Origin of the sequence: Pseudomonas helmanticensis (assembly GCF_900182985.1) — a bacterium.
GTDB classification, from domain to species: domain Bacteria; phylum Pseudomonadota; class Gammaproteobacteria; order Pseudomonadales; family Pseudomonadaceae; genus Aquipseudomonas; species Aquipseudomonas helmanticensis.
On record NZ_FXUY01000001.1, the window covers coordinates 1,867,675 to 1,894,155 of the forward strand.

The 26,481-nt window shown below is 58.3% G+C and carries 24 protein-coding genes and 1 pseudogene; 10 read left to right on the top strand and 15 right to left on the bottom strand.

Going from position 1 to position 26,481, the window contains the following annotated elements; genetic code table 11:
• Positions 1–575: 575 nt before the first annotated feature.
• Positions 576–1,988 (bottom strand): MFS transporter, encoded by a 1,413-nt coding sequence (locus QOL84_RS08415; protein ID WP_283436898.1) that lies wholly within the window; start codon positions 1,986–1,988, stop codon positions 576–578.
• A 103-nt stretch (positions 1,989–2,091) separates the two neighbouring features.
• Here QOL84_RS08415 and QOL84_RS08420 point away from each other — a divergent pair, with 103 nt between their 5' ends.
• On the top strand, positions 2,092–2,979 hold the full coding sequence (locus QOL84_RS08420; protein ID WP_283436899.1) for a LysR family transcriptional regulator: 888 nt from the start codon (positions 2,092–2,094) through the stop codon (positions 2,977–2,979).
• On the opposite strand, the gene QOL84_RS08425 is transcribed toward QOL84_RS08420, so the two are convergent.
• The gene (locus QOL84_RS08425; RefSeq protein ID WP_283436900.1) at positions 2,976–3,596 is read right to left on the bottom strand and encodes a cell wall hydrolase; all 621 of its coding nucleotides are present in this window, start codon (positions 3,594–3,596) and stop codon (positions 2,976–2,978) included. The genes QOL84_RS08420 and QOL84_RS08425 overlap by 4 nt on opposite strands.
• A gap of 209 nt (positions 3,597–3,805) precedes the next feature.
• Between QOL84_RS08425 and QOL84_RS08430 the strand changes: the two genes are divergently transcribed.
• From QOL84_RS08430 to QOL84_RS08440, 3 genes and pseudogenes are all read left to right on the top strand, one after another.
• On the top strand, positions 3,806–4,648 hold the full coding sequence (locus tag QOL84_RS08430; protein WP_372238479.1) for a CAP domain-containing protein: 843 nt from the start codon (positions 3,806–3,808) through the stop codon (positions 4,646–4,648).
• 211 nt (positions 4,649–4,859) lie between these two features.
• Positions 4,860–5,177 (top strand): annotated as a pseudogene (locus QOL84_RS08435) (GTP 3',8-cyclase MoaA); the annotation flags it as partial.
• 35 nt (positions 5,178–5,212) lie between these two features.
• Positions 5,213–6,109 carry a bestrophin family protein gene (locus QOL84_RS08440; protein ID WP_129392360.1) on the top strand — a complete coding sequence of 299 codons (897 nt, stop codon included), beginning with the start codon at positions 5,213–5,215 and terminating at the stop codon, positions 6,107–6,109.
• A gap of 295 nt (positions 6,110–6,404) precedes the next feature.
• On the opposite strand, the gene QOL84_RS08445 is transcribed toward QOL84_RS08440, so the two are convergent.
• Both QOL84_RS08445 and moaB read right to left on the bottom strand, forming a co-directional pair.
• Entirely contained in the window at positions 6,405–7,610 is a 1,206-nt protein-coding gene (locus QOL84_RS08445; RefSeq protein WP_283436901.1) for a molybdopterin molybdotransferase MoeA, read from the bottom strand.
• Complete coding sequence (gene moaB / locus QOL84_RS08450) at positions 7,607–8,146, bottom strand: molybdenum cofactor biosynthesis protein B (RefSeq protein WP_129392354.1); 540 nt, start codon at positions 8,144–8,146, stop codon at positions 7,607–7,609. Before moaB ends, QOL84_RS08445 begins: the two co-directional genes overlap by 4 nt.
• A gap of 287 nt (positions 8,147–8,433) precedes the next feature.
• Here moaB and QOL84_RS08455 point away from each other — a divergent pair, with 287 nt between their 5' ends.
• The 3 genes from QOL84_RS08455 (at position 8,434) to QOL84_RS08465 (ending at position 12,842) form a co-directional block, all read left to right on the top strand.
• Positions 8,434–9,324, top strand: a complete 891-nt coding sequence (locus QOL84_RS08455) for a LysR family transcriptional regulator (RefSeq protein ID WP_283436902.1) — start codon at positions 8,434–8,436, stop codon at positions 9,322–9,324.
• Between the two features lie 721 nt (positions 9,325–10,045).
• Positions 10,046–11,410 carry a glutamine synthetase family protein gene (locus QOL84_RS08460; protein WP_283436903.1) on the top strand — a complete coding sequence of 455 codons (1,365 nt, stop codon included), beginning with the start codon at positions 10,046–10,048 and terminating at the stop codon, positions 11,408–11,410.
• A 148-nt stretch (positions 11,411–11,558) separates the two neighbouring features.
• Positions 11,559–12,842 (top strand): NAD(P)/FAD-dependent oxidoreductase, encoded by a 1,284-nt coding sequence (locus QOL84_RS08465; protein WP_283436904.1) that lies wholly within the window; start codon positions 11,559–11,561, stop codon positions 12,840–12,842.
• A gap of 165 nt (positions 12,843–13,007) precedes the next feature.
• Here QOL84_RS08465 and QOL84_RS08470 read toward each other — a convergent pair whose 3' ends face one another.
• Entirely contained in the window at positions 13,008–13,793 is a 786-nt protein-coding gene (locus QOL84_RS08470) for a DeoR/GlpR family DNA-binding transcription regulator (protein WP_283436905.1), read from the bottom strand.
• 256 nt (positions 13,794–14,049) lie between these two features.
• The gene (locus tag QOL84_RS08475) at positions 14,050–14,943 is read right to left on the bottom strand and encodes a LysR family transcriptional regulator (protein WP_283436906.1); all 894 of its coding nucleotides are present in this window, start codon (positions 14,941–14,943) and stop codon (positions 14,050–14,052) included.
• An 85-nt stretch (positions 14,944–15,028) separates the two neighbouring features.
• Here QOL84_RS08475 and QOL84_RS08480 point away from each other — a divergent pair, with 85 nt between their 5' ends.
• Positions 15,029–15,805 (top strand): NAD(P)H-dependent oxidoreductase, encoded by a 777-nt coding sequence (locus QOL84_RS08480; protein WP_283436907.1) that lies wholly within the window; start codon positions 15,029–15,031, stop codon positions 15,803–15,805.
• Positions 15,806–16,026: 221 nt separating this feature from the next.
• On the opposite strand, the gene QOL84_RS08485 is transcribed toward QOL84_RS08480, so the two are convergent.
• The 3 genes from QOL84_RS08485 to QOL84_RS08495 form a co-directional block, all read right to left on the bottom strand.
• Entirely contained in the window at positions 16,027–17,049 is a 1,023-nt protein-coding gene (locus QOL84_RS08485) for an AbrB family transcriptional regulator (RefSeq protein ID WP_283436908.1), read from the bottom strand.
• Positions 17,050–17,172: 123 nt separating this feature from the next.
• The gene (locus QOL84_RS08490) at positions 17,173–17,595 is read right to left on the bottom strand and encodes an HD domain-containing protein (protein WP_283436909.1); all 423 of its coding nucleotides are present in this window, start codon (positions 17,593–17,595) and stop codon (positions 17,173–17,175) included.
• 15 nt (positions 17,596–17,610) lie between these two features.
• On the bottom strand, positions 17,611–18,000 hold the full coding sequence (locus QOL84_RS08495; RefSeq protein WP_283438642.1) for a hypothetical protein: 390 nt from the start codon (positions 17,998–18,000) through the stop codon (positions 17,611–17,613).
• 166 nt (positions 18,001–18,166) lie between these two features.
• Here QOL84_RS08495 and QOL84_RS08500 point away from each other — a divergent pair, with 166 nt between their 5' ends.
• Positions 18,167–18,598 carry a hypothetical protein gene (locus QOL84_RS08500; RefSeq protein ID WP_283436910.1) on the top strand — a complete coding sequence of 144 codons (432 nt, stop codon included), beginning with the start codon at positions 18,167–18,169 and terminating at the stop codon, positions 18,596–18,598.
• A gap of 77 nt (positions 18,599–18,675) precedes the next feature.
• Here the strand turns inward: QOL84_RS08500 and QOL84_RS08505 are convergent, their stop codons facing one another.
• On the bottom strand, positions 18,676–18,960 hold the full coding sequence (locus QOL84_RS08505; protein ID WP_283436911.1) for a hypothetical protein: 285 nt from the start codon (positions 18,958–18,960) through the stop codon (positions 18,676–18,678).
• A 580-nt stretch (positions 18,961–19,540) separates the two neighbouring features.
• Here QOL84_RS08505 and QOL84_RS08510 point away from each other — a divergent pair.
• Positions 19,541–19,819 carry a fructose-bisphosphate aldolase gene (locus QOL84_RS08510; protein WP_283436912.1) on the top strand — a complete coding sequence of 93 codons (279 nt, stop codon included), beginning with the start codon at positions 19,541–19,543 and terminating at the stop codon, positions 19,817–19,819.
• 126 nt (positions 19,820–19,945) lie between these two features.
• Here QOL84_RS08510 and QOL84_RS08515 read toward each other — a convergent pair whose 3' ends face one another.
• From QOL84_RS08515 to QOL84_RS08535, 5 genes are all read right to left on the bottom strand, one after another.
• Positions 19,946–21,652 (bottom strand): hypothetical protein, encoded by a 1,707-nt coding sequence (locus tag QOL84_RS08515; protein WP_283436913.1) that lies wholly within the window; start codon positions 21,650–21,652, stop codon positions 19,946–19,948.
• 9 nt (positions 21,653–21,661) lie between these two features.
• Positions 21,662–22,054 (bottom strand): hypothetical protein, encoded by a 393-nt coding sequence (locus QOL84_RS08520; RefSeq protein WP_283436914.1) that lies wholly within the window; start codon positions 22,052–22,054, stop codon positions 21,662–21,664.
• Between the two features lie 451 nt (positions 22,055–22,505).
• The gene (locus tag QOL84_RS08525; protein WP_007950154.1) at positions 22,506–23,054 is read right to left on the bottom strand and encodes a cupin domain-containing protein; all 549 of its coding nucleotides are present in this window, start codon (positions 23,052–23,054) and stop codon (positions 22,506–22,508) included.
• A gap of 502 nt (positions 23,055–23,556) precedes the next feature.
• The gene (locus QOL84_RS08530) at positions 23,557–24,840 is read right to left on the bottom strand and encodes an NAD(P)/FAD-dependent oxidoreductase (protein WP_283436915.1); all 1,284 of its coding nucleotides are present in this window, start codon (positions 24,838–24,840) and stop codon (positions 23,557–23,559) included.
• A gap of 49 nt (positions 24,841–24,889) precedes the next feature.
• Positions 24,890–26,380, bottom strand: coding sequence for an aldehyde dehydrogenase (locus tag QOL84_RS08535; RefSeq protein ID WP_129392302.1), 1,491 nt, complete (start codon positions 26,378–26,380; stop codon positions 24,890–24,892).
• Positions 26,381–26,481: the final 101 nt, after the last annotated feature.

Genomic DNA, 26,481 nt, shown 5'->3' on the forward strand with positions numbered 1-26,481 from the left:
CTTGTGGGAACGGGCTTGCTCGCGAAAGCGCAGTGTCAGTCACCAGCGATGCTGGCTTTGCCGGCCTCTTCGCGAGCAGGCTCGCTCCTACAGTTGAACCGTGCTCGGCTGAAAACTCGCTGAACAACTCGATCCCCTGTGGGAGCTAGCCTGCTTGCGAAAGCGCAGTGTCAGTCACCAGCGATGCTGGCTTTGCCGGCCTCTTCGCGAGCAGGCTCGCTCCTACTGTTGAACCGTGCTCGGCTGAAGAGTTACTGATCAACTCGGTCCCCTGTAGGAGCTAGCCTGCTAGCGAAAACGCAGTGTCAGTCACCAGCGATGCTGGCTTTGCCGGCCTCTTCGCGAGCAGGCTCGCTCCTACTGTTGAACCGTGCTCGGCTGAAAATTCGCTGAACAACTCGATCCCCTGTGGGAGCTAGCCTGCTAGCGAAAGCGCAGTTTCAGTCACCAGCGATGCTGGCTTTGCCGGCCTCTTCGCGAGCAGGCTCGCTCCTACAGTTGAACCGTGCTCGGCTGAAAATTCGCTGAACAACTCGATCCCCTGTGGGAGCGGGCTTGCTCGCGAAAGCGCAGTGTCAGTCACCAGCGATGCTGGCTTTGCCGGCCTCTTCGCGAGCAGGCTTGCTCCTACTGTTGAACGGCGCTCGGCTGATGATCAACGCCATGAGCATCAACGCCACCGCGACGCCAAAGGTAATGTGCAAACCACTGGCGATGGCGCTTGCAGGCGCCTGCGTCGGATCCCCCGCTGCCAGCGCAAACACCGCGCCCATCACCGCCGCGCCGGTGATCAAGCCGAGGTTGCGCGCCAGCCCGAGCATCGCCGACACCACGCCACGCTGATCCTGACCGACGCAAGCCATCAACCCGGTGTTGTTGGCCGCCTGAAACAACGCATAACTGACGGCGACCAACGCGATCGACAACAAATACCCCGACAGCCCCAGACTCATCGGCAGGAGCGCCAACAAACCGCAACCACAGACCATCGCAAGCAACGCGCCCGGCACGATCCGTCGCGCACCGAAGCGATCCACCAGACGTCCGGCCGGCACCCCGCCAAACGCAGACAACAAAGGCCCGACCGACAACGCCAAGCCAACCACGGCACTGCTCAGTCCCAACCCGCGACTGAGGTAAAACGGGCCGACCACCAGCGTGGTCATCATCACGGTCGTCACCAGCAAGGTCAGCGCCAGGCTGCTGCTCAATCGACGGTCGCTGAACAGCGCCAAGCGAATCAGCGGCGCCTTGGCCCTCTTCTCGACCACAAGGAACAACCCCGCGCCGCCCAGGCTGGCCAGCAGCAACGGCAGCGTGAAACCTTCAAGCGTCATCGCCAGCGCATAGGCCGCCAGCGTCAATACCAGCACCGCACTGCCAGGATAATCAAACGCGACACGCGGCCCCGTTGGCCGATCCGCCGGCAGATAGCGATACACCAACCACGCATTGAGCAAACCCAATGGCACGTTGAGGAGAAAAATCGCCTGCCAGCCGACATGGGCCATCAACAGTCCACCCAGCGATGGCCCGAGGGTGGTGCCGGTGGCTGACATCGTCGCCAGCAAACCCATCGCGCTGCCCGCCCGCGCCTTGGGCACCGCATCGGCGACCAACGCCATCGTCAAGGCAAACATGATCGCCGCACCGACGCCCTGCACTGCCCGTGCGCCGATCAGCCAGGCAAGTCCCGGGGCCAATGCGCAGGCCAACGAAGCGCTGGTGAAAATGCCGATCCCGGTCAACAACAAGCGACGCCGACCGAAGCCATCACCGAGACGCCCGACGCTGACAATCAATGTGGTGATCGCCAGCAGATAGGCGAGCACGATCCATTGCACTTGTTGAAACGTCGCATCGAACGCCGCCGCGAGGATCGGCAAGCCGGCGTTGGCGATGCTGGTGTCCAGTGACGGCATCAACATCGACAGGGCCAGACTGGTCAGCGCCCATCGGGCGGGAGTGCTTAGAGATTCTCGAGGCATGGCGGGCTCGCAGTGCAAAGGTCAATCGCCATAGCCTGAGCCTCGACAACACACGGCGCAAGACGCATGCTTTGCACTCGATACCTGCATGGAACGCCATGTCATGAGCGCGCCTGACCTCAACCTGCTGATCACCCTCGACGTATTGCTGCGCGAAGGCAGCGTCGCCCGCGCCGCGAAATGCCTGCGGCTTAGCCCGTCGGCCATGAGCCGCGCCCTCGCCCGGCTGCGCGAAACCACCGGCGATCCGTTACTGGTGCGAGCCGGACGAGGCCTGGTGCCGACGCCGCGCGCACTGGAGTTGCGCGAACGGGTCAGTCATCTGGTGCAGGAGGCCGAGGCGGTTCTGCGGCCGGCCGAAGTGCTTGATCCGGGCCGATTGCAACGCACCTTCACCCTGCGCAACACCGACGGTTTTGTCGAAACCTTTGCCGCCGCCCTGCTCGCGCGCATCGGCGAAGAAGCGCCGGGTGTACGCCTGCGTTTTGTGCAAAAGGCCGACAAGGACAGCACGCCGCTGCGCGAAGGCCGCGTCGATCTGGAAACCGGCGTGGTCGACGACAGCACCGACCCGACGCTGCACAGCCGCATCCTGTTTCAGGATCAGTGGATCGGTGTGGTACGCGAGGGGCATCCGTTGAGCGCGGGAAAAATCACCAGCAAGCGCTTTGCCGGCGGCGAGCACATTCTCATTTCACGACGCGGCCGCAGCAGCGGCCCTGTGGACGAAGCGCTGCTTGCGCTCGGACTGACGCGAGACATCGTCACCTCATTTGGCGGTTTCTCGGCGGCGCTGACGCTGGTGCGTGAGTCAGACCTGATCGCGACCGTTCCGCAACGTCACACCAGCAAACTGCGCACCGGCCTGCACAGTTTTACCCTGCCATTCGAGATGCCGGACATCAGCGTGTCGATGCTTTGGCACCCGCGCATGGACACCGATCCGGCGCATCGCTGGTTGCGCGAGTGTGTGCGGCAAGTCTGCGCCTAACGCGCGTCGCCACCGGCCGGTTTGTAAAAGAGGAATTTTTTCGTTTCGGCGGTCTTGGTGTATTCCTTGGCCCAACTCGGATGAACGTTGCGGTCGTGGAAATACAGTGCGCCATGGGTGCGATCCGGGAGCTGCCGGTTCAAGGCCTTGCCGGCGATTTCCTTGGCCAGCGCGTACTCGGCGTCTTCCTTGACCTGATCGGGCTTGCCATCGCACCACCAGGAAAACTGGCAGCTCTTGGTTTCCGAACCCTGCTTGACCACCTCGCAAACGGTGCCGGGGAAACCGTCGTGGCCGAGGCGATTCATCACCACGTTGGCCACGGCCTCCATTTCCGGAGTGTCCTTGCCTTTGGCTTCCCAGTAGATACTCCGTGCCAGACACGTGATCGGATCGTCCAGCGGTGCAGTGCCTGCCGGGTCGACGGCTTGCACTTCGGTGGGCGTGATGGCCTCGGATTTTGGTGCCGGGGCGGCACTGACTTTGTCCGCGGCTTTCTCTTCCAGCACCTGGGCTTTCTCTTCGGCCTTGGCTTTGACCGGGGCCTGATCGGTGGCCCAGACTGCGCCTGCCAACAGGGTGAATACGAGACAACCCGCCCAGCCTTTCAATCCCATGTCGTTTCTTCCGGCAGCGCCCGCATCGGGCAAGGTGTTGCGTGGGTGAGACGCCCGGCTCCCGGGGTCTTCGCTGAGTGTAGACGGCAAACTGCCAGATAAAGTTGCGCAGAAAAAAACACTCGGATGAAGAAAAAGACATTGCACCCACCGGGGGCCTTTCGCGCATCATGGGCGCATTCAGCTCAAGGGAGATTTCCATGCGCTTCATGCCATTCGTTTTGCGTTGTGCCGCGTTGTCCGCAGGCGTGTTGTTGGCCATTCCGGCCATGGCCGGCGATGAGTCGCAACTGATCGAATCGATCAACAGCTATCGCAGCCAGCCGCAGCGTTGCGGCACTCAGGCGTCGAATGAACTGCCACCGCTGTCGGCCGATCCCCGGCTGAGACTTCGCGCCACCGGTGCCGTCGATCTGCAGCAAGCCATGGCCAGCGCGAGCTATCCGATGGTCAATGTGCAGGCGATCACCCTTAACGGTCCGCGCGATGCGGCGTCGGCGATGCAGGCAATCAAGGAAAGCTTCTGTCAGGTGGTGCTCGATCCGCAGTTTGTCGATGTCGGTGTCAGCCGCGACGACCGTGACTGGCGCATCGTGTTGGCGCGACCGCTGCTGTCGGCCAGACTCGGTGATGGGCAAAGTGAAGGGCAAAAGCTGCTGAGTGAACTCAACGTCGCCCGCAGTCAGGCGCGTCAGTGCGGCGGTCAGGCATTTGCCGCTGCTGCACCGCTGGCCTGGAATGCGACCCTGGGCACGATCTCCCAGGATCACAGCCGCGACATGGCCAACAACAATTATTTCGACCACAAGGACCGCGACGGCCGCACCCCGGGCGACCGCGCGGAGCTCGCCGGCTACAGCGGCCAACTGGTCGGCGAAAACATCGCCGCCGGGCAAGACACCGTGCACAAGGTCGTCGAAGGCTGGCTCGCCAGCCCCGGCCACTGCGCCAACCTGATGAACCCGCAATACAAGGAACTCGGCGCCGCCTACGCGACCGATCCGAAAAGCAGCGCCGGCATCTACTGGACCGCGATGTTCGGCGCGCAATAACTCCCTGTAGGAGTGAGCCTGCTCGCGATGAGGCCGGCCCAGACAACATCGCCATCGACTGACCCACCGCCATCGCTGGAAAGCCCCCTCCCAGGCATATTCACCATCGATTTCGCTTTCGAGGCAAAGAATTTCATCATCGACGGGATCAATCAGCCGGTCATTAACAGTGATTGGACGGCATTGAAAGTTGCTCATAACCTGCGCCGACCAAACTCCTCAAGGTCCGTCGCGCTACTGGCGGCTGGCCGAGGCGCCGGAGATTCGCCTGGGTTTTATCTCCCCGCACAGCCACAATTTTTGCGGCACCTGCAACCGCGTGCGGCTCACCGTCGAAGGGCGCCTGCTACTGTGTCTGGGTAACGAGCAATCGGTGGATTTGAAAGCCGTATTGCGCGCCCATCCGGGGCAACCGCAACGGCTGGAGAAAGCCATCATCGAGGCAATGAAACTCAAGCCGTATCGACATAATTTCGAAGTGAACGACGATGTCCAGGTCGTGCGGTTCATGAACATGACCGGCGGCTGATCCGCCATCTCCATGGGTTATCGGAACCGCACAGCATGATCATCAGGCCCAAGGTCAATCAGTTCGCCATTCTCTTCACCCTTAAGGGCTCGATCGCCAAACGCATCGCCCTGCGCACGCTGATGGTGACTCTGCTGGCTTCGGCCATCGTGCTGGTGGAAATCCTCCATCCGAGCAACTTCACCAAGGTCAACGCGACGCCGTTTACCTTGCTCGGTTTGTCGTTGTCGATCTTCATGAATTTTCGCAACAACGCCTGTTATGACCGCTGGTACGAGGCGCGCAAGGCGTGGGGCGAGGTGATCGTGCAGATTCGCTCGGTGATTCGCGAAACCCATGTGATTCGTGAGTCCGTTGCGCGCAAGCCGTTGTTGCTCAATCTGTGCGGTTTTGCCCATGCGCTGAACGCGCGTTTGCGCAAGGAGAGCGAGGCGGATGCGAGCAGCCAGTGGGTCACGCCCAAACCCGATCCGCAGACGCCGGACTACAGCGGACGGATCCTGCAAACGGTCGGCCAGCAGTGTTCCGATCTGCATCAAAACGGCGAGTTGAGCGAGTGGCGCTACATGCTGCTGGCCAACCATCTGACCAGCCTGACCCAAGCGCAAGCGGTGTGCGAACGGATCAAAACCACGCCGCTGCCGTTTCCATACACGCTGCTGTTGCACCGCACGATTTATCTGTTTTGCATCCTGCTACCGTTCGCCATGGCCGAACCGCTGGGCTGGCTGACGCCGCTGTTTACGGCGATTGTCAGCTACACGTTTTTTGGCCTGGATGCGATTGCCGACGAACTGGAAGACCCCTTCGGCCGCGACGAAAACGACCTGCCGACCGATGCGCTGGTGCGCACCATCGAACGCGACATCCTCGCCGAACTTGGCGCCGAAGTACCGCCGGCGCTGAAGCCGGTGGACTATGTCCTGAGCTGATCTCCTTTCCCCACTGTGGCTTGCAAGTGGATCTCTGTCTCGACCCAAAACCACTGTAGGAGTGAGCCTGCTCGCGATGGCGGTGGGTCAGCAACGGGCATGTCGGCGGGTCTGGCGCTGTCGCGAGCAGGCTCACTCCTACAGGGTCTGTGTACACCTCCGAATTACGAACACCACAAAACATTGTGGGAGCTGGCTTGCCAGCGATGAGGCCGTGTCAGCCAGCATCAATTTCAGCTGACCGACCGCCATCGCTGGCAAGCCAGCTCCCACAGGTTTTGCATTCATGCGGAGGTCAGAACAGTTCGTTGAAGGGGATGAAGCGCAGCGGGTCGCCGTGGTTGTGCGTGCTGTTTTCGGGGACTTCTACCAGGCCGTCGGCCCAGCTCGCGCCGAGCAGTACGCCGCAGCTTTGGTTTGGATAGAGCACCGCATGGCCCGCGTCCAGCTTTACCCGTAGGTATTCACGACGACCGCCAGCCTTGTGCCAATCGAAACCTGCGTTGACCGTGAAGCTCAGCGGCATGACCTCTTCCACGCCCTGCACCCGCAGCAGATAGGGTCGCGCCAGCAAGCCAAAGGTTACCAGCGCCGACGTTGGATTGCCCGGCAAACCAATCACCGGCACCACGCCGAAATGGCCCACCGTCAGCGGCTTTCCGGGTTTGATCGCGAGTTTCCACAACAGCGGTTTGCCGCTGTCGCGCAGCACTTGTCCAAGGCAGTCGGCGTCGCCGGCAGACACGCCGCCGGTGGTCAGAATCAGGTCGGCAGAGACTTGCAATTGTTCAAGCTTGAGCCGCGTCTGCGCCGGATGATCCGGCAGAATTCCGCCATCGATCACCGCACAACCCAGCTCACGCAACCAGTGCCCGAGCAATATGCGATTGCTGTTGTAGATGCTGCCAGGACGCAACGGCTGGCCCGGTTCGACCAGCTCATCGCCGGTCGACAACAACGCCACGCGCGGGCGCCGCACAACATGCAGTTGCGCCAACCCCTGGCCCGCCGCCACCGCCAGTTCAAACGGGCCGAGGCGTTTACCGGCGCGCAGCAAAATATCGCCGACGCGGTTCTCCTGGCCTTGCGCACGAATGTTCTGGTCAAGCTTCAATGGCTGCAAAAACCGCACACGACCATCGTCCAGCACTTCGGCGTTTTCCTGCATCTCCACACAATTGGCGCCCTGTGGTACAGGAGCCCCAGTGAAAATGCGCGCACAAGTTCCCGGCAATAACGCCTGCGGAGCGGCACCCGCGTAAACCCGTTGCGAGACAGTCAGCGGCTGCTGATCCAGATCAGCCAGGTTCAACGCATAACCGTCCATGGCGCTGTTCGGCCACGGCGGCAAATCGAGGGTCGCCACCAGATCACTGGCCAACACCCGGCCACGCGCGTCCTCCAGTGGCAGCACTTCGCTGTCTGCCAGCCGTTGCGCATCGGCCATGGCCAGCAACTGTTCGAGAGCATCCTCGACCGGCATCAATGGCGAACGGCTCATCCGCGTGGTCCGCAAGCTTGCACGGCTTTCAGGTGCGGGACGAAATTGCACGGGCGATGACGGTTGTCGAGTTGCTCGGCGAGGATGCCTTCCCATGCAGTACGGCAAGCACCGGTCGAACCCGGCAGGCAGCACACCAGCGTGCCGTTCGACAGCCCGGCCAACGCACGGCTTTGCACGGTAGAGGTGCCGATATCGAGAATCGAAATCGCGCGGAACAGCTCACCAAAACCATCGATTTTCTTGTCGAGCAGGCAAGCCACCGCTTCCGGCGTGCTGTCACGCCCGGTGAAGCCGGTACCGCCAGTGATCAGCACCACCTGAGTGCCCTCGTCGGCGATCCAGTTCGCCACCTGAGCGCGGATCTTGTACAGATCGTCCTTGAGCAGATTGCGCTCGCTCAGGGTGTGACCGGCTTCCAGCAAACGACTGACCAGCAACTGGCCTGACGTGTCGCTGGCATAGTCGCGGGTATCGCTGACGGTCAGTACGGCAATGTTCAGGGGGACAAACAGGGCATCCGCTTTGGCGCTCATGGCACTCTCCGGCAGTCATTGATCAGATTGCCGAGCAGCCTAAGTGCCACTTATGAGTACTGTCTAATCACTCTGGCCAACCACCCTATCGACCTGCTCTATCGGTCACTTCGACGGCGCTGCAAGCCGATCAAATCGGGGCTGATAGAGCTGATCGACAGGTTTTTAAGTACAACCGATTGGACGAACTGGCACCCAAATGAGATCGTCGCAGCCTGCACTTTCCGTGCGCTGTACCCATCTGCGTCAATACTCAATCAAAAACTCCCCATCGAGCAGGTGCCGTCGTGGACATCAAACAACTCAAGTTCCTGATCGCACTGGATGAAACCCGCCACTTCGGCCAGGCCGCTGCACGCTGCCATATCACCCAGCCAACCCTGTCGATGCGCCTGCGTAATCTGGAAGATGAGCTGGACCTGGTGCTGGTCAATCGCGGTCAACGCTTCGAGGGTTTTACTCAGGCCGGCGAGCGCGTACTGGCCTGGGCACGAACGTTGCTGGCGGCCCATGACGGTTTGTTCGCGGAAGCGGCGGCGTGTCGCGGGCAACTGGTCGGTAGCTTACGGTTGGGTCTGGTACCGCTGAGCAGCTTCAATCCGGTCAATTACATTCAGGGGTTGTCGGGGACTTATCCGGAGTTGAAGTTCAGTCTGTCTTCGCTCAGTTCCGACGAGATCATCGCCGGCCTGGGCAACAATCAACTCGACCTCGGCGTGTGTTACCTGGACCACGTCAACCCGAACTATTTCGAGTTTTTCGAGATCGGCGAAACCCGCGTCGGCCTGCTCTACGACAATCGACATTTCCATTTCGAAGGCACGCAAATGAGCTGGGAAGACGCCGCCAAATTGCCATTGGGGATGATCACCACCGGCATGCATTACCGCAAATCCATCGACCTGAGCTTCCGCAGTCGTGGACTCAATCCACAGCCGATTCTGGAAAGCGATTCGACGTACCAACTGTTGCAGGCGATTCACCAAGGTTTCTGCTGCGCGATCACGCCGCTGGACAGTGGCCTGGAAGAGCCGATCGAACACCTGTCGTTCATGCAGTTGCCGGACGCCAGCGTGCTCGCGCCGTTGGGGTTGGTGATGCGCAAGACCGAACCGCGATCGGCGATTGCCGAGAAGTGTTTTGCCGAGGCACGGACGTTGTTTGGGGTTGAAGTGTGAAACACCACCCTGTGGCGAGGGGGCTTGCCCCCGTTGGACTGCGCAGCAGGCCCAGCTTTTTTGGGGCCGCTTCGCGTCCCAACGGGGGCAAGTCCCCTCACCACAGGACTCCTGCCAAATCTTGCCTGCACTGGAGGTCACAAGCAGGTGTTCAAGATATTTCACATTGCTCGTTTACACGCCCGCAGATTCCCCCTTACTATCCAGAGCACACCGGTCGGCGAGTCAATCCCGCCACCGACGTTTTCCGCCAACGGAAACACGCGTTATGAGCACGTCACCACAACAACTAAAATCGTTGAACGTCTCCGCTGTGTGCATCCTCTGCCAAAGGGGCCGCGCATGAATCGTATCGTCAATCTCCCCATGGCCCTGCGCCGTTCCAAGCTGCGTCACTCCGCACGCCCGCCGGATATCGCCCTTTAAATCGCTAATGCCTGCCAGTCAGCGATCAACATGACGGCGAGACCATTGTGGCGAGGGAGCTTGCTCCCGCTGGGGCGCGAAGCGGCCCTCGCTCTTGATCTGAAACGCCGGCGACTGCTACGCAGTCCAGCGGGAGCAAGCTCTCTCGCCACAGGTTCAGAGTCAGTCCTGACAATCGGGCATTAGCGAAATACCTTTTCTTTTTGATATCCCTGCCAGGACACCCACGCCTGTTGCTGCGTCGTGTCCGGCCCGAATCTGCGCGCCTGTGCGGCGCCATCGTGAGTGATTGAACATGAAATTCGCAGCCATTGAAGACGCCCGCCTGTTCCTCGAACAGAACCCCGATATCGACATGATCGAGTTGTTCATCCTCGACGCCAACGGTGTGCCGCGCGGCAAGTTGCTGCACCGCGAAGAACTGCTCGCCGTCTACGAAAGCGGTCGCCCGTTGCCGAGCACCATCCTCGGTCTGACCGTGCAAGGTGAAGACGTCGAGAACTCCGGTCTGGTCTGGGACGTCGGCGATATCGACTGCCGCGCCTATCCGCTGGAAGGCAGTCTGGTGCGCCTGCCATGGCGGCAGATCCCGACTGCTGCCGTACAGGTCAGCATGCACCCGACCGAGGGCATGCCGGCGAGCATCGCCGACCCACGACACTTGCTGATCAAGGTCATCGACAGCCTCAAGGCCGAGGGTTATCACCCGGTGATGGCCTGCGAGCTGGAGTTCTATCTGCTCGACGCCAAACGCGATCACAACGGCCGACCGCAACCGGCACTGGACGCCGACGGTGGGCGACCGCGACACACCCAGGTCTACGGTTTACGCGAGTTGGAACAGATCGAACCGTTCCTCGCCGACCTTTATGGCGCCTGCAAACTGCACGGCATTCCAGCGCGCACGGCGATCTCCGAATACGCGCCGGGCCAAGTGGAAATCACCCTCGAACACGGCGATGCGCTGGCGGCGATGGATCAGGCCGTGCGTTACAAACGGCTGGTCAAAGCCGTGGCGCACAAGCACGGCATGCAAGCGACGTTCATGGCGAAACCGTTCGATGACCTGGCTGGCACCGGCATGCACATGCACGTCAGTCTGGCCGATGGTGAGGGACGTAATCTGTTCGCCTCGGAAGATCCGGCCGGCACCCCGCTGCTGCGCACGGCGATCGGCGGCATGCTCGCCTCCTTGCTCGATACGTTGTTGCTGTTCTGCCCGAACGCCAACTCCTATCGTCGCTTCCAGGCCAACAGCTACGCACCTTTGGCGCCGACCTGGGGCGTCGACAACCGCACCGTCAGCCTGCGCGTACCGGGCGGGCCGGCCCACACCCGGCACATCGAACACCGCATCTGCGGTGCCGATGCCAACCCCTATCTGGCGGCAGCAGCGATTCTGGCCGGGATTCATCGCGGCATTCGTGAAGACCTGGATCCAGGTGCACCGGTCGAGGGCAACGGCTACGCGCAAGCGAAGGAATTGCTGCCGACCGATTGGCTGACTTCACTGCAGGCGCTGGAAAAATCAGCCTGGGCGCGGGATGCCTTGGGGCAGGAATTTCTTGGCGTGTATCTGGCGGTGAAACGTGCCGAGTACCGGCAGTTCATGGCTGAAGTGGGTGAGCAGGATTGGCGCTGGTATCTCACTGAAGCCTAAAGCCTCACCCTATTCTCTGTAGGAGTGAGCCTGCTCGCGATGACGGTGTGTCAGTTGACAAATATCTATCTGACACACCGTCATCGCGAGCAGGCTCACTCCTACAGGGGACCGCGTACTGAATTCGAATTCTGTGTGGACTTTTAACATGACCGAACGCTGCAATTCCTACTACACCGCCACCCTCAACCAGGACACCGATTACCCGACCCTGCAAGGCCGGCACAAGGTTGACGTGGTGATCATCGGCGGCGGTTTCACCGGCGTCGCCACCGCTGTCGAACTCGCCGAAAAAGGCCTGAAAGTCGCCATCGTCGAGAGCAACAAGATCGGCTGGGGCGCCACCGGCCGCAATGGCGGCCAAGTCACCGGCAGCCTTTCCGGCGACGGCGCCATGCGCAAACAGATGCGCGCGAAACTCGGTGACGACGTCGATGATTTCATCTGGCACCTGCGCTGGCGCGGGCATGAAATCATTCAGCAGCGCGTGAAAAAATACGCCATCCAGTGCGATCTCAAACACGGTCATCTGCACGCGGCGTACAAGCCCGGCCACATGACCGATCTGCGCAGCGATTACGCAGAAGCCGTGCGCCGCGGACTGGGCGACGAGGTCAGCCTGCTTGATCGCAGCCAGGTGCGCGACTTGCTGCAAAGCGACCTGTATCACGGCGCGATCAAGAACACCCGCAACATGCATCTGCACCCGCTCAACCTGTGCATCGGTGAAGCGCGAGCGGCAGAAAGCCTCGGCGCCCTGATCTTCGAAAACAGCGAAGTGCTGGAGATCATTCACGGGGATACACCTGGCGTACGCACGGCTCACGGGCAGATTGATGCCAATCAGGTGATGCTCGCCGGCGACGTTTATCACAAGCTCGAACCCGGTCAGCTGAAAGGCAAGATCTTCCCGGCCATGGGCGGCATCGTCACCACCGCGCCGCTTGGCGATCTGGCCAGACAGATCAACCCTGAAGACCTCGCGGTCTACGACTGCCGCTTCGTCCTCGACTACTACCGCCTCACCGCCGATGGCCGCTTGCTGTTCGGTGGCGGCGCCAACTACAGCGGCAAGGATTCACGCGATATCGCCGCCGAACTGCGCCCGTGCATCGAGCAGACTTTCCCGGCACTCAAAGGCGTGCAGATCGACTACCAGTGGAGCTGCGCGATGGGCATCGTGATCAATCGCATCCCGCAGCTGGGCAAACTTTCCGATAACGTCTGGTACTGCCAGGGCTACTCCGGACACGGCATCGCCACCACGCACATCATGGGCGAAATCATGAGCCGGGCGATCACCGGGCAGATGGAGCAGTTCGATACGTTTGCCGCGTGTCAGCACATTCGTGTGCCGATGGGCGATTTGCTCGGCAACCCGTTGCTGGCCGCCGGGATGTGGTACTACCAGATGCTCGAACGCCTGCGCTGAAACAAATCCCCCTGTAGGAGCTGCCGCAGGCTGCGATCTTTTGATCTTGTTTTTTAAAGATCAGGATCAAAAGATCGCAGCCTGCGGCAGCTCCTACAGGGTCTTGTGTTCACAGTGTGGGAGCGAGCCTGCTCGCGAAGAGGCCCTCAAATCCAGCGCAAAACCTCAATCAATCAGCTGCTCGACCACAATCCCCAACCGCCGATAATCCTCGACACTCCCCGACGCCACATGCCGCTCGGTAATCAACGTATGCAACCGTGCGCACGGCCCCACCACAAACGGCTCCACCGCCCCGAGCTTGTCCGCCGTGGTCACCGCAATCACCCGCGTCGCGCCCTCCAGCATTGCCTGCTTCACCGGCACTTCATCAAAATGCAGTGAAGTAATCCCCCCCTCCGGATGAATCGCACAGACGCCGGTAATCGCCAGATCCGCCTTGATTCCGGCAAGCAGTCGCAACGCCTCATGCCCACCCGCCGCCATCGTTCGCGGATTCAACTGCCCACCCGCGAGAATCACCTTCACACCCTTGAATTCTGACAAAGCAATCGCCGTCATCGGCGCCGCCGTCACCGCAGTGATGCTGATATCTGCACGCAATGAGCGCGCGACCTGCAACGTGGTCGAGCCGGAATCGAACAGCACAATCTGCCCGTCCTCAATCTGCTTAGCCGCGAGCTGCGCCAGACGAATTTTCACTTCATCGGTCTCCTCCAGCCGCGTGAAGTAATCCTTGCCGGAGTCTTTCGGGCGCGGCAGCGCGCCGCCGTGCACGCGCTGCACCAGCCCGGCGTTGTCCAGTTCGGCGAGGTCGCGGCGGATGGTGTCTTCAGAAACAGCGAAGTGCTGGCTCAACTCGGACGCCATGACTTTGCCGTCACGTTCGAGGAGCAAAAGGATTTTCTGTCGGCGCAGAGAGGGCAGTTCAGCTAGGGAATGGTCGCGCATGGTTATGCCTGTTTATGCTTGTAGTTGCAGGTTTTTTGCGAGATTAGCCAAAGCCTCGGTCAAACACAAACCACGGGCTATCAATTGTTTCGATCATTGGAATCAACAAGGCGAATTTTTTCTTTGCTTTCAGCCTGTTCACAATGGCAGCACTTCTAAAAGGCTCAGGATGAACACCTCATGAATCTCAATTTCGCATTCGCTTGCATGATCGTCGTGTCGTTTGCGGTGGCATTGGGTCACGCCTGACAGCGCCTCAGACCGACGCCAACAGATGCTCGCGAAGCCATTTATGCGCCGGATCACGGTGCGAGCGTTCGCCCCAGAACATCGCCATCTCGTAGCCGGGCACTTCCAGCGGCGCGTCGACCACTTGCAAGGCCGGGTTGCCACGCACCAGGCGTGACGGCAGCATCGCCACCAGATCGGTACTCGCCAGCACCGACATCGCCATCAGAAAGTGCGGCACCGACAACACCACTTTTCGCTGCAATCCGACATCGGCCAGCGCCTTGTCAGTCACCCCGAAAAAGCCCCCGCCCTCACGCGACACCATCACGTGTTCCAGCCCGCAGAACTGCTTGCGCGTCGGTGCGCGTTGCAAACCTGGATGACCGATTCGACCGGCCAACACGTAGCGCTCGGTGAACAGCGGTCGACGATGCAGTTCGGGCGGCGCGTCTTCGCTGATGTGCAGCGCCAGATCAAATACGCCCTGCTCGGCCTGTTTGACCAGATGCGCGGGCAACATGTCGATCACCGCCAACCGCGTGCCCGGCGCCTGTTCGCGCAAGCCGCTCAGCGCCGGCAACACCACCGTCGACTCGCCGTAATCGGTCGCGGCGATTTTCCAGGTGTGCGTCGCCTGCGCAGGATCGAACGCACTGGCCGGCGCCACCGCCCTCTCCAACGCCTCCAATGCCTCGCGCAGCGGCTCACGCAGTTCATCGGCGCGCGCCGTCGGGCGCATGCCGCGCGGCCCGGGCAACAGCAGCGGATCACCAAAGATGTCGCGCAACTTGGCCAGATGCACACTCACCGACGGCTGCGACAGGTTCAGGCGCTGCGCCGCGCGGGTGACGTTGTGCTCGGAGAGCAACACATCAAGGGTCAGCAGCAGATTGATATCCAGTCGTCTCAAATTATTCATGGCTATACCAGACATATCAGACATTCATTTCCAATATACCGGTTGAACGCCGATCCTGCAGTCACTCAGCTAACGGAGCTTCAACATGAAAGTGCTACTGGTTTACGCCCACCCGGAACCAACTTCCCTCAACGGCTCGCTGCGCAACTTCACTATCCAGCGCCTGCAAGCCGCCGGCCACACGGTGCAAGTCTCCGACCTCTACGCCATGAACTGGAAATCTACGCTCGACGCCGACGACGCCCCGCAGCGCGATACGAACAAACCGTTCCATGCCTCCCTCGACTCGAAAGTCGCCTACGCCGAAGGTACCCAGGCTGCCGACATCGCCCGCGAGCAGGAAAAACTGTTGTGGGCCGACGCGCTGATCCTGCAGTTTCCACTCTGGTGGTTCACCATGCCGGCGATCCTCAAAGGCTGGGTCGATCGCGTGTACGCCTACGGCTTTGCCTACGGCGTCGGTGAACACTCCGACAGCCGTTGGGGCGAGCGTTATGGCGAAGGGAAAATGAAAGGCAAACGGGCGATGTTGATGGTCACCACTGGCGGCTGGGACTCGCACTATGCGCCGCGCGGGATCAACGGGCCGATGGATGATCTGCTGTTCCCGATTCAGCACGGGATCTTGTATTACCCCGGTTTTGAAGTAGTGCCACCGTTTGTGGTGTATCGGACCAGTCGGATGGATGCGGCGCGGTATGCCGAGACTTGCGATGAGCTGGGGCGGCGGCTGGATGAGTTGTGGAGTGCGCGGCCGATCGGGTTTCGGCAGCAGAATGGTGGGGAGTACGAGATTCCTGCTTTGACTTTGAAGAGCGATATCGCGCCGGATAGCGAAGGCTTCGACGCACACATCCGCTAGCGCCGCATTGACCATGTAGAGCAAAAGCCCCTCACCTAACCCTCTCCCAGAGGGAGAGGGGACTGACCGAGTTGTTTTTTCGAGCTACGCCGACCTGGAATATCGAGCCGAACTCAAGTTTTGAACAGCCCACAATCGGCTCCCTTTCCCCCTCGCCCCTCTGGGGAGAGGGCTGGGGTGAGGACTGACACACCGCAAGATGCAGGCATCAGTGGCTCCAGTCAGGCTTCCTCCCGCGCCCGTCGCACCTGAACCAACAACACCGGCGCAAAATGCAGCAACACCATCCGGCTCAGATGATGAGTCAGAATAAACACCACATTCAGCCCACCACCAAACGCGACAATCGCAATCGTCTCAATCGCTCCCGGCATGTACGCCAGCCACAGCGACAATGGATCACTGCCCAACCACCGTGCCGCCACTTCAGCAAACACCGCCGCCACCACGATCATCAAACCGACCGAGACCAACGCTGTGCGCCCATGACGCCCCAGTTCCGCAAAGCCAAGGCCTTGGAATCGTGAGCCGATCCGCACGCCGAGAATCAGCGCCGCCAGATTCAGGCTCCAATCGGGCATGTGAAAACCGTGCAGCCATCCAGATTTCACGAACACGGCAGTGATGATGATCGCGGTGAGCATGAACGGGGCCGGGACGCCGATCACCAGCAGCAAGCGCCCGAGCAGCACGCTCAGCGCGATCACCGAACACGCGGTCAGCGCCATTCCCGTGGTCAGTGGATCACCATCGGCAACGGCTACCGCAGCGGCTTGGCCAGGAATCAGGAAACTCACCAGCACCGTGATCAGCAGCAAGCGCATCAGGTGCACGATGATGACTTTGCTCGAGGCTTTCTCCGACTCGAGCAAATCGAACACCGCGGCCAGCGCACCGGGATAAACCGCCAACAGTGCATCGGTTCGGTTCCAGCCTGCGCCGCGTGTCAGCCACAAGGCTGCGAGCGCGATTTGCACGGTCAGGCAAACGAGCAACACACCAAGGCTCGGCAACATTGCCGAAGCCGTTGCGCTGTCCCACGCTTCGAACATCAACCCGGTGGCAATGCCCAGCGTGACCTGGATGTAGCCCAGTCCATAGGGGGTTGCCGGCGCGATACCGGTTTTACTGGCAAACAACGCGGTGACGACAATCGAGCCCAACAGCAAACCGTGGGGCACGCCTTCGAACTGCAACAGCGCGCCGAAACCGGCAGCAATCAACAAACACACAATGGATTTCATAGTCGCCTTCCTGGCTATCAAATACCCCCCTGTAGGAGCTGCCGCAGGCTGCGATCTGTTGATCTTGACCTTAAAAAACAGGATCAAAAGATCGCAGCCTGCGGCAGCTCCTACAGGGGTAATTTATGCGCGCAGCCGGCTGATTGCGCGGCGGTATTTTTCGATTCGTTCGAGATCTTCCCAGCTCGGCGAGGCGATTCGTGACAGGTCGCTGTTTTCCTCCAGATCCGCCAGTTTCACCACCCGGCCAAGCGGATTCTGTGCGGCGCGGTCAACGAAGTCTTCATAGGATTCGCCCGGCACTTTGGTCACCGATTCGATAGCGCTCAAAACATCTTCGCTGAAACCTTCCTTGCGCAAGTCATCGAGGCTGATCGCGCAATCTTCGACCACGTCATGCAGCACGGCGACGATGCGTTCTTCCAGCGTGGTCATGCGCAACATTACTTTCAGCGGATGCAGAATGTACGGCGCGCCGCCCTTGTCGACCTGCCCGGCGTGGGCCGTGGCGGCGATGGCAATAGCGCGTTCTAGGGTTTGAGTCATGCAAGTCTCCGTGGTTTAAACGCCGTAACGGCCGCCGACGTGAATGTTGCGCTTGAGCCAGTTGCCGATTGCTTTCAGGCGCCCGACGGGTTTCGCTGGCGCCGAATGACGCTGAAGAATCAGCGACACCAAAGTGGCCTGATCGGCTTGCGGATTGGCATCGATCAACTCGGCAACCCATGCGCAATCGGCCTTTTTCAGATGCTCTCGCCACTCGCCCGGCCAGGCGTCCAGCTCATCCAGCGCCAAAAACCGTGCGCCGCCGTGCTCCATATACCCGCCGGCCATCGACTGTTCGAAACAGAACGGCGTGTCTGGCTTCGCAGGGTCAATGTGAAACAGGTAGATATCGTGGAATGGATGCTGCGAGGGGGGCGCGTTGTTGCGGCTGCCGATTTCGATCATGGGCATTGTTCCAATCCTTGGGCGCTTAATGTTTCCGATTGTTTCGCAGTGTACGCGACTGGAGCAAATCAAAAACCCGATGGAACCTCCCTCCTCCGCGCCCTCTCGAAACTATAAAGCGCCAAAATCATCGATCAGACACGGCGCCCTTGAAGAGGAAACCCCGATGAACATTCGCTTCCTGCTTCTGATCGCTACCTTCGCCGTCATCCCCACCTGCGTCATGGCCGAAGGCTGCGACGTGCAGACCCAATCCTCCAGCGCTTCGGTGCCGGCGGTGGAAACCCACAGTTGTTACGAATACGAAGGCATGCCCGTCGGCTCCATTGATTGGTCGTGCAGCAATGAAAGCAAGGACATGCTCAACAGCAGCAAGAACAAGGTCGAACACTGCGCCGACCACTATCAGGCCTCGTGCATCGCTACGATCACCCAGGAATCCCTGGCCAACCCGCATTCCACCAGTAAAGACAAGAATGCCAAAGCGCTGAACATCCCCGATAACGCGCAAGTGACCACGTATTACTACGACGTGGAGCATTTGGCTCAGGCGCGGATTGATTGTGAGAATGGCGGTGGCCAATGGAAGGCAAAGTAAGCGTTTGATATCTGTGTTCGCGATAGGCAAAGAAAAGCCCGGCTCGAAAGACCGGGCTTTTTAGTGCGCAACATTGATCAGCCTCCGCCATTACCGCCGCTACTGTTACCAGTGGATTGCCCCGCGCCACTGGGCTTGGAGGCAGAAGGCACCGGGCCGTTATCCGTCTTGCCACCATCGCCACCTTGCGGCAACGAATTGGCAGCCGGATCGGCGTTTGTGGCGGGGGCCGCCGGCTCACGAGTCTGGCTGGTGCCATCGTTTGCCGTTGGGGTGGGCGTTTCGCCGGCTGCGATCGCATAAAGCGAACTACCGGACAGGAACGCCGCGAGCGTAAACACCGCGATTTTATGGTTCAGCATGTTGGCTCTTCCTTTGCGTGGTGAGTTACAGCATTGGAAGAAGGTGTGCGGCGAAGGTGCGGTGTGTCGGACGAATGGTTATCGCCCACAAGGCTCGCGCAATTTCGACGTCTGAAAACTTCGTAGGAAAACACCCCATTTGGCGAGGGAGTTTGTTCCCGCTGGGCTGCGAAGCTGCGCCAAAACCGGATAGTCCGTTTCCCTCAGACATAGCGCACGCCCCGGATTACGACGACTGCGTTGCCGAGCGGGAGCAAGCTTCCTTGCCACGGGTGCGGGGTTCACGTCCTACAGGTCAGTTGTCGCTGCCAGAATTGCTGCCTAGAGTGCGTCTGTCGCTGAGCAAATTCAGCACCAGGGTTTCGCAGCCCTGACGATACGTGTAGTAACCTAGCGCCCCCGAAAAACGGTGGCGGTCGCACTAGCGCCCGAAATCCGTCAATGGTGGCTGTGTGTGGGAGATCTTCGGGTCTGCCGGGTTCCTCGTATCCTCGGTCTGCGAACCCGCACACAGCTACCACCCTTCGACTCGCAGCGAATGGCAGTAGCTTCTCTCCCAGTTACGAGGAAGTTTTAGTTTATGCCAACGGATAAAACGCTTAGCCACTACGCAAAAATGTCCCACCCCGCCACTGACCACCCCGTCCTCCTCATCGACGCCAACGCTCCACTGCGCGACCTACACGCCTGCGCCGCCGAACGCCTCAACGCCGTTCTGAAATACCTCGACCTAATCGCCTGTACCCGCCTCCAAGACCACTCGGAGCACGACATCAACACCGTTACCAATATCGCCAGAATCATGGTGCAGGATGTGAGTGATGTTTTTCGGGTGATTGAAAAGCGGGGGGATACGTAAAAACACCTACCGAAAGCGCTCAATAACAACTCCACCTTTTATTATTGAGCGCACACTTAGAAACTGAAAAAATATCAAGCAAAAAGCATGTATAAATCATTGAACTCATACAACTCACGAAATAACTCAAAAAAAACTCCAAAACGCCAACAAACAACCAAACGCAGTTACAACACCATCAACATTAAATCCAGCTTCTCTAGCCTCAGCGGTAGAAATAAATTTACACGAAGTCTGTTTTTCCCATTTGTTTTGCAGGACTGCCATCGCCCTATTTGCGTTTTTGCTAATCGGTCTAAAAATGCAATTGCCTAGAACACTATCACCACGCATCATTTTTAGAAAAACAGTAGGAAGCTCATCAGCACTACCATCATAATCCTGTTCTCTTATATACAAACAAACATCAGCCGCAGCAACCTCCCCCAGCTTTATTCCAGTATCCATAACACTTGACCAGTCGCCTACAGGATAAAAGACGGATCGATCATGCCATCTATTACTAATATGCCTCGGATAAGTTTCAAAAGGTTCAGGTCTACGAATCGTACCGAAAGATAACACAAGCAACTCTGGCTCTACACCGATCCACTCGCCCTCATCCATCAAATACAACCATTGCATAACATCAGCATACGAACTCTGAACCGCGAAGCATGGAACGTTGTCTATAACAACATTACTGATCGAAACATCAACTTCTAACGAGACGATCGACCAAAAAGAATTCTCATCATATGGATCGGCACACACTACAACAAGCTTTTTGGCTTGAAGGAAAAATGGAAAATTCGAAAACTCTTGCAACTCCAAATAAGGAACACTCACAACCTCAGCATTCGCAATAAGAGTTGCAGACTGACGCCGAGCTGCGACTATAGACTCCCCATCCGTATACGAATCCAAGAAATCCTTGATATCCGTGGAAAACAAACCATCCAAACCATCAAACTCTTGACGATTAGTTGGTTGAAACTCGTACTCCAAGCCTAATTCCAGGCATTTTTTTGTAAGAGAATCTAGCGCCGCAACTTTTCTATCGCCCGACAAATATTCGAAAATATTCTGCTCAACTAGCCACGCTTCAACTGTCCGACAAATAATCAGATCCAGTAAATGCCCCGCTATTGGTATTCGAATCCACTCATCTTCTGCATCTAAATTCCAAGGTTCAATTTTTTTACTCAGAAAAAAATCAGATGCAGCATCATCAATGACTTTTCTTAGCGATTTCGCTTTTCCTTTTTCTAAGTATTCAAGAATTGTTTCCAACCGATAGTTCGGCTGATACTCAGGTCTTAATTTTCTATAACTCGGCCAATTTTTTGAAAAAAACCTTTCTAAAAAAAGCGAGCCAAATGAGAAATGAGCAACTGTTGATAAAACCAAAACTTGTAAATTAGTGCTACCAAAATGTGGATCTATGACTTTTGAAGCCGTCTCATAGTATTTTAAATATTCGGGAGGCAAGAAGCCTTGTGCAACTTCTGCCTCCGCTACGGAAAGCATTTTAAGCCCAATGTAAGTCGCTGCGACCTCATGCGCAGTCACAGAAGACTCATACAATGTTTGGGAGGTAATCTTTATCCTTCTTGCGACCCTCTTATCAACTTTAGCACCTTGCTCTAAAATCCTATCCAAAACACTCAACAGAAAAGCATCTGCAGTTTTAAGGTAAATTGCCTCGTGTGCCTGCTCATGGTGAAAAACTGCGTCATTATTCAAAAAGTCTAAATTAATTGTTGCCTTTTGGCCATCATGCCAACCAGCCACCTGCGGAGCGTGCACGACCCCAAACGGGACTGGTCTTCTTTTAGGATTTGATACCGACATGTCAAAACCTCACTGAAACAACTTGACCACCCCAATTACAAACCCAAATATCCAAACAAGCGTCCAAACTGAACTCAGTCTAGTCACGCTTAACATAACCTCATTATACTTATCATAAACATCAAGATCTCCGGAAATTTCAACGACTACAGGAAGAGACATATATAACGCAATCAACGTCGCAAGTAGCAATGCTGCAAAACAACTAACTGTTAAATAATCCAAGCTTGGACTAGCCACAGAAAATTTCAGCAAAGCTGCAAAAAGCCCCAAAGTACCAGTTGAAACCCCCAAAAAGTGCTTTCCTAGTTCATGACGCTTAGCTGGGCCTTTTTTCAGTTCATCCTTAAATGCATCTCGAACGCCACTTGCTACATCCTCACCATTCAGGCGCATACTCATTTCAGCTCCCACTCATAATAAGATTTATGGCAAATAGGGCACTCTACCGGCTTATCCTTTACAGTCAGTAGCATAGCGAACCCTCGATTCCTTTTTGGATAACCACTCAAACCCTTATTCTTATTTTTTTCTCCAAAATCAACTAGCCCTGCACAACCATCAACTTTGCAATTATAAAAAGCCAACTTTCCACCTCCAACTCACCATAAAGCCAAAAACACATTAATCAACTAAAGAGCAATAACGCACGAAACATTACTTAAACCATCGCGACCTTTACTCTTACGCTGCACACCTCAAAAACTTTTTTGGATCCAAATGATGGCACACCAACCATCACAATGAACATCGTCCAAGACCAAATTGATAGAAATTTCGGACATAAAAAAACCGCATCTCTGCGGTTTCTTACACAAAATTCGTTTCCGTATGATCGATAAAATAGCGTTCCCTAAAAATTCGCCGGCGTATTCGCACTAATAATCTCAGCCTCATCCGCTCCAATATTCCGGAACTTATGCGGCAACGTAGTCGGAAAGTAATACCCATCCCCCGCATTCAACACGCTCACCGACCCATCCACAGTCAACTCCACCGTGCCACGCGTAACCAGCCCACACTCCTCGCCTTCCGCATGCACAATCGGCTCTTCCCCGGAACTCGCGCCCGGTGCGTATTGCTCGCGCAGCAGACGCATCTGGCGGCTGGGCACGGAAGCGCCGATCAGCAGCAGGCGCAGGCCGTGGCGGCCGAGATCGGGTTGTTCGTTGGCGCGGAAGACGTATTGGTGCTCGCGCGGGGGTTGGTCGAAGGTGAAAAAGTCGGCCAGGGACATCGGGATGCCTTCGAGCAGCTTTTTCAGCGAGCTGACGGAAGGACTGACACGATTCTGTTCGATCAGGGAGATGGTGGCATTGGTCACGCCGCTACGCCGGGCCAGCTCGCGCTGGGAGAGTTTGTAGCTTTCGCGTACTAGTTTGAGTCGAGAACCCGTATCCATGACAGCCTTATGTGAGAACGACTTAAGGGCGATGGGGGTGGGTGGCGGGTGACGCGCCGTGGGCGCGGATCACGTTGCTCCCGTGTCCCGGAACCGTGAAAGGCGGCTATTAAATCACGTTTGCTGGTGTTGCTCAGCAGGTTCGATGGACGGTGGGTGAAATGAACCTGCCGGTGGTAATTCTGGGCTGAATACAAAACCTGTGGGAGCTGGCTTGCCAGCGATTGGGTGGCACATTCAACATCCCTTTTGCTGAAAGACCGCCATCGCTGGCAAGCCAGCTCCCACAGGTTTTGTGGTGTGTCAGCGGGAGTGATGGTGTCTTTTCTAACCTCATCGCGAGCAGGCTCACTCCTACAATTTGATCTTTGGTGTTTCAGTCGGATTGATGTTGTGTTTGCTGGCCTCATCGCTGGCAAGCCAGCTCCCACATTTGGATATCAGGGAGTGTTGCGATAAGAAAAACCGGCGGGGTCTTGGGGGCCGCCGCCGGGGAGGTAACCTAGATGCCGAAACGGTCGCGCAACGAGTAGTAGACGGCGCCGAGGGCGGTCAGTGGCGCCGAGAAGGTGCGGCCGCCGAGCATTGGCATGTGCGGCAACGAGGCGAAGGCGTCGAAACGCTCGGCATCGCCACGGATCATTTCCGAGATCAGCTTGCCGGCGAGGTGCGAGCAGGTGACGCCGTGGCCGCTGTAGCCTTGCATGTAGTAGGCGTTTTTCTCGATGCGGCCGAATTGCGGCATGCGTGACATGGTCAGCAGGAAATTGCCGGTCCAGCGGTAGTCGATCTTGACGTCTTTGAGCTGCGGGAAGGTCTTGAGGATCTTCGGCCGGATCAGTTGTTCGATGTCGTCCGGTTCGCGCGCGCCGTAGACCACGCCGCCGCCGTAGAGCAGACGGTTGTCGGCAGTCAGACGGTAGTAATCCAACAGATAGTTACAGTCTTCGACGCAGTAGTTGTTGGTGATCAGGCTGCGCGCCTGTTTCTCGGTCAACGGTTCGGTGACGACGATCTGCGAGCCGCACGGCATGCTTTTCGCGGTCACACGGTTGTCGAGGCCTTGCGGCAGGTAGGCGTTGCCGGCGATCAGCAGGTACTTGGCGCGGACCTGACCTTTGGCGGTGCGCACGGTAATCGGCTCGCCGTAAGTGATTTCCACGGCAGCGGACTGTTCGTAGATCTTGCCGCCCAGACGCACGATGGCTGCGGCTTCACCGAGTGCCAGGTTCAGTGGGTGAACGTGGCCGCCCTGCATGTCGAGCAGACCACCGACGTAGGCGTCAGAGCCGACTTCACGACGAATGTCGGCTGCGTCGAGCATCTTCAGATTGCGGTTGCCGTAACGCTCCCAACCGCGTTTCTGCTCGGCCAGACCATTGAGTTGTTTCTTGTTCATCGCTGCGAAGATGCCGCCCGGGCGGTAGTCGCATTGGATGTCGTATTCCTTGATGCGCGAACGGATGATGTCGGCGCCTTCGAAGATCATGCTGCCGAGAATTTCTGCAGTCTTGTCGCCGTAGCGCTCTTCGATCACATCGACGTCGCGGCTGTACGAGTTGACCAGTTGACCGCCATTGCGACCGCTGGCGCCGTAGCCGACTTTCGCCGCTTCCAGCACCGTCACTTTATAGCCGGCTTCGGTCAGGAACAGTGCCGAGGACAGGCCGGTATAGCCCGCGCCGATGATGCAGACATCGCACTCGACCGACTCTTGCAGAACCGGAAAGTCGATGACTTCGTTGCGGGTGGCGGCGTAGTAGCTGTTTACGTGTTGCTGTTTCATACGTTTCTCCGAGGGCCGGCAATAGAAGGCGACCACCGCTGTAATAGAGTCAGAGCTTGATCCAGGTCGCTTTCAGCTCGGTGTACTTGTCGAACGCGTGCAGCGATTTATCGCGGCCGTTGCCCGACTGTTTGAAGCCACCGAACGGTGCAGTCATGTCGCCGCCGTCGTACTGGTTGACCCACACGCTGCCGGCGCGCAGGCCACGGGCGAAGGTGTGCGCCTTGCTCAGGTTGCTGGTCCAGACACCGGCGGCGAGGCCGAAGATGCTGTCGTTGGCGATCTGCAGCGCTTCTTCAGCAGTGTCGAAGGTGATCAGCGACAGCACCGGGCCGAAGATTTCTTCCTGAGCGATGGTCATCGCGTTGGTCACGCCGTCGAAGAGCGCCGGTTGCACATAGAGGCCACCGGTTTCTTCGAGGGTGCGTTGGCCGCCAGCGATCAGCTCGGCGCCCTGCTCACGACCGATGCTGATGTAGCGCAGCACGTTGTCGAGTTGACGCTGATCGACCACGGCGCCGACGGTGGTCGCCGGATCCAGTGAATGACCCGGTTTCCAAGCTTGCAGCGCTTCCACCAGCAGTGGAATGAACTGCTCGCGGATCGAGCGCTCGACCAGCAGGCGCGAACCCGCCGTGCACACTTCGCCCTGGTTGAAGGCAATGGCGCCGGCCGCTGCTTGTGCTGCCGCGCGCAAATCCGGTGCGTCGGCAAACACGACGTTCGGGCTCTTGCCCCCTGCTTCGAGCCAGACGCGTTTCATGTTGCTAAGGCCTGCATAAATCATCAGTTGCTTGGCGATCGCCGTGGAGCCGGTGAAGGCCAGCACGTCGACGTCCATGTGCAACGCCAACGCCTTGCCGACGGTGTGACCGAAGCCTGGCAGGACGTTGAACACGCCTTTCGGAATGCCGGCATCCAGCGCCAGTTGGGCGATGCGGATCGCGGTCAGCGGCGATTTTTCCGAAGGCTTGAGAATGAACGAGTTGCCCGCTGCCAGCGCTGGGGCGAATTTCCAGCTGGCCATGATCAACGGGAAGTTCCACGGCACGATGGCGGCGACGACGCCGGAAGGCTCGCGAGTAATCAGGCCGAGTTGGTCGTGCGGGGTGGCGGCGACTTCGTCGTAGATCTTGTCGATGGCTTCGGCGCTCCAGCGGATCGCGTTGGCGGTCGCCGGGATGTCGATGCTCATCGAGTCGCTGATCGGTTTACCCATGTCGAGGGTTTCCAGCAGCGCCAGTTCTTCCTGGTTCTGCAGGATCAGATCGGCGAAGCGAATCAGGATGCGCTTGCGTTCGGCCGGGGCTTTTTTCGCCCACACGCCGGATTCAAAAGACTGGCGCGCGACTTCAACGGCGAGGTTGGCGTCGGCTTCATCGGTGCTGGCGACGGAGGCCAGAAAACGGCCGTCAACGGGGCTCAGGCATTCGAACGTATCGCCACTGATGGCCGGGCGGTATTCACCATTGATGAACGCGCGGGCTTCGATGGTCAGGGACTGGAAGCGTTGTTCCCAGTCGTTGCGGGTCGTTGTCATTGTTGTGGCTCGACAAGGGGGGATTGGGGGTGTTGTCTGGCTGCGATGTCTGGCTTGGGATGGCTGCCCTCACCCTAGCCCTCTCCCGGAGGTAGAGGGGA

Excerpts from the sequence above, each read along its gene's own strand:
- QOL84_RS08415 (WP_283436898.1), bottom strand. The coding sequence starts at position 1,988 with ATGCCTCGAGAATCTCTAAGCACTCCCGCCCGATGGGCGCTGACCAGT.
- QOL84_RS08420 (WP_283436899.1), top strand. The coding sequence starts at position 2,092 with ATGAGCGCGCCTGACCTCAACCTGCTGATCACCCTCGACGTATTGCTG.
- QOL84_RS08425 (WP_283436900.1), bottom strand. The coding sequence starts at position 3,596 with ATGGGATTGAAAGGCTGGGCGGGTTGTCTCGTATTCACCCTGTTGGCA.
- QOL84_RS08430 (WP_372238479.1), top strand. The coding sequence starts at position 3,806 with ATGCCATTCGTTTTGCGTTGTGCCGCGTTGTCCGCAGGCGTGTTGTTG.
- QOL84_RS08440 (WP_129392360.1), top strand. The coding sequence starts at position 5,213 with ATGATCATCAGGCCCAAGGTCAATCAGTTCGCCATTCTCTTCACCCTT.
- QOL84_RS08445 (WP_283436901.1), bottom strand. The coding sequence starts at position 7,610 with ATGAGCCGTTCGCCATTGATGCCGGTCGAGGATGCTCTCGAACAGTTG.
- moaB (WP_129392354.1), bottom strand. The coding sequence starts at position 8,146 with ATGAGCGCCAAAGCGGATGCCCTGTTTGTCCCCCTGAACATTGCCGTA.
- QOL84_RS08460 (WP_283436903.1), top strand. The coding sequence starts at position 10,046 with ATGAAATTCGCAGCCATTGAAGACGCCCGCCTGTTCCTCGAACAGAAC.
- QOL84_RS08465 (WP_283436904.1), top strand. The coding sequence starts at position 11,559 with ATGACCGAACGCTGCAATTCCTACTACACCGCCACCCTCAACCAGGAC.
- QOL84_RS08470 (WP_283436905.1), bottom strand. The coding sequence starts at position 13,793 with ATGCGCGACCATTCCCTAGCTGAACTGCCCTCTCTGCGCCGACAGAAA.
- QOL84_RS08475 (WP_283436906.1), bottom strand. The coding sequence starts at position 14,943 with ATGAATAATTTGAGACGACTGGATATCAATCTGCTGCTGACCCTTGAT.
- QOL84_RS08480 (WP_283436907.1), top strand. The coding sequence starts at position 15,029 with ATGAAAGTGCTACTGGTTTACGCCCACCCGGAACCAACTTCCCTCAAC.
- QOL84_RS08485 (WP_283436908.1), bottom strand. The coding sequence starts at position 17,049 with ATGAAATCCATTGTGTGTTTGTTGATTGCTGCCGGTTTCGGCGCGCTG.
- QOL84_RS08490 (WP_283436909.1), bottom strand. The coding sequence starts at position 17,595 with ATGACTCAAACCCTAGAACGCGCTATTGCCATCGCCGCCACGGCCCAC.
- QOL84_RS08495 (WP_283438642.1), bottom strand. The coding sequence starts at position 18,000 with ATGATCGAAATCGGCAGCCGCAACAACGCGCCCCCCTCGCAGCATCCA.
- QOL84_RS08500 (WP_283436910.1), top strand. The coding sequence starts at position 18,167 with ATGAACATTCGCTTCCTGCTTCTGATCGCTACCTTCGCCGTCATCCCC.
- QOL84_RS08505 (WP_283436911.1), bottom strand. The coding sequence starts at position 18,960 with ATGCTGAACCATAAAATCGCGGTGTTTACGCTCGCGGCGTTCCTGTCC.
- QOL84_RS08510 (WP_283436912.1), top strand. The coding sequence starts at position 19,541 with ATGCCAACGGATAAAACGCTTAGCCACTACGCAAAAATGTCCCACCCC.
- QOL84_RS08515 (WP_283436913.1), bottom strand. The coding sequence starts at position 21,652 with ATGTCGGTATCAAATCCTAAAAGAAGACCAGTCCCGTTTGGGGTCGTG.
- QOL84_RS08520 (WP_283436914.1), bottom strand. The coding sequence starts at position 22,054 with ATGAGTATGCGCCTGAATGGTGAGGATGTAGCAAGTGGCGTTCGAGAT.
- QOL84_RS08525 (WP_007950154.1), bottom strand. The coding sequence starts at position 23,054 with ATGGATACGGGTTCTCGACTCAAACTAGTACGCGAAAGCTACAAACTC.
- QOL84_RS08530 (WP_283436915.1), bottom strand. The coding sequence starts at position 24,840 with ATGAAACAGCAACACGTAAACAGCTACTACGCCGCCACCCGCAACGAA.
- QOL84_RS08535 (WP_129392302.1), bottom strand. The coding sequence starts at position 26,380 with ATGACAACGACCCGCAACGACTGGGAACAACGCTTCCAGTCCCTGACC.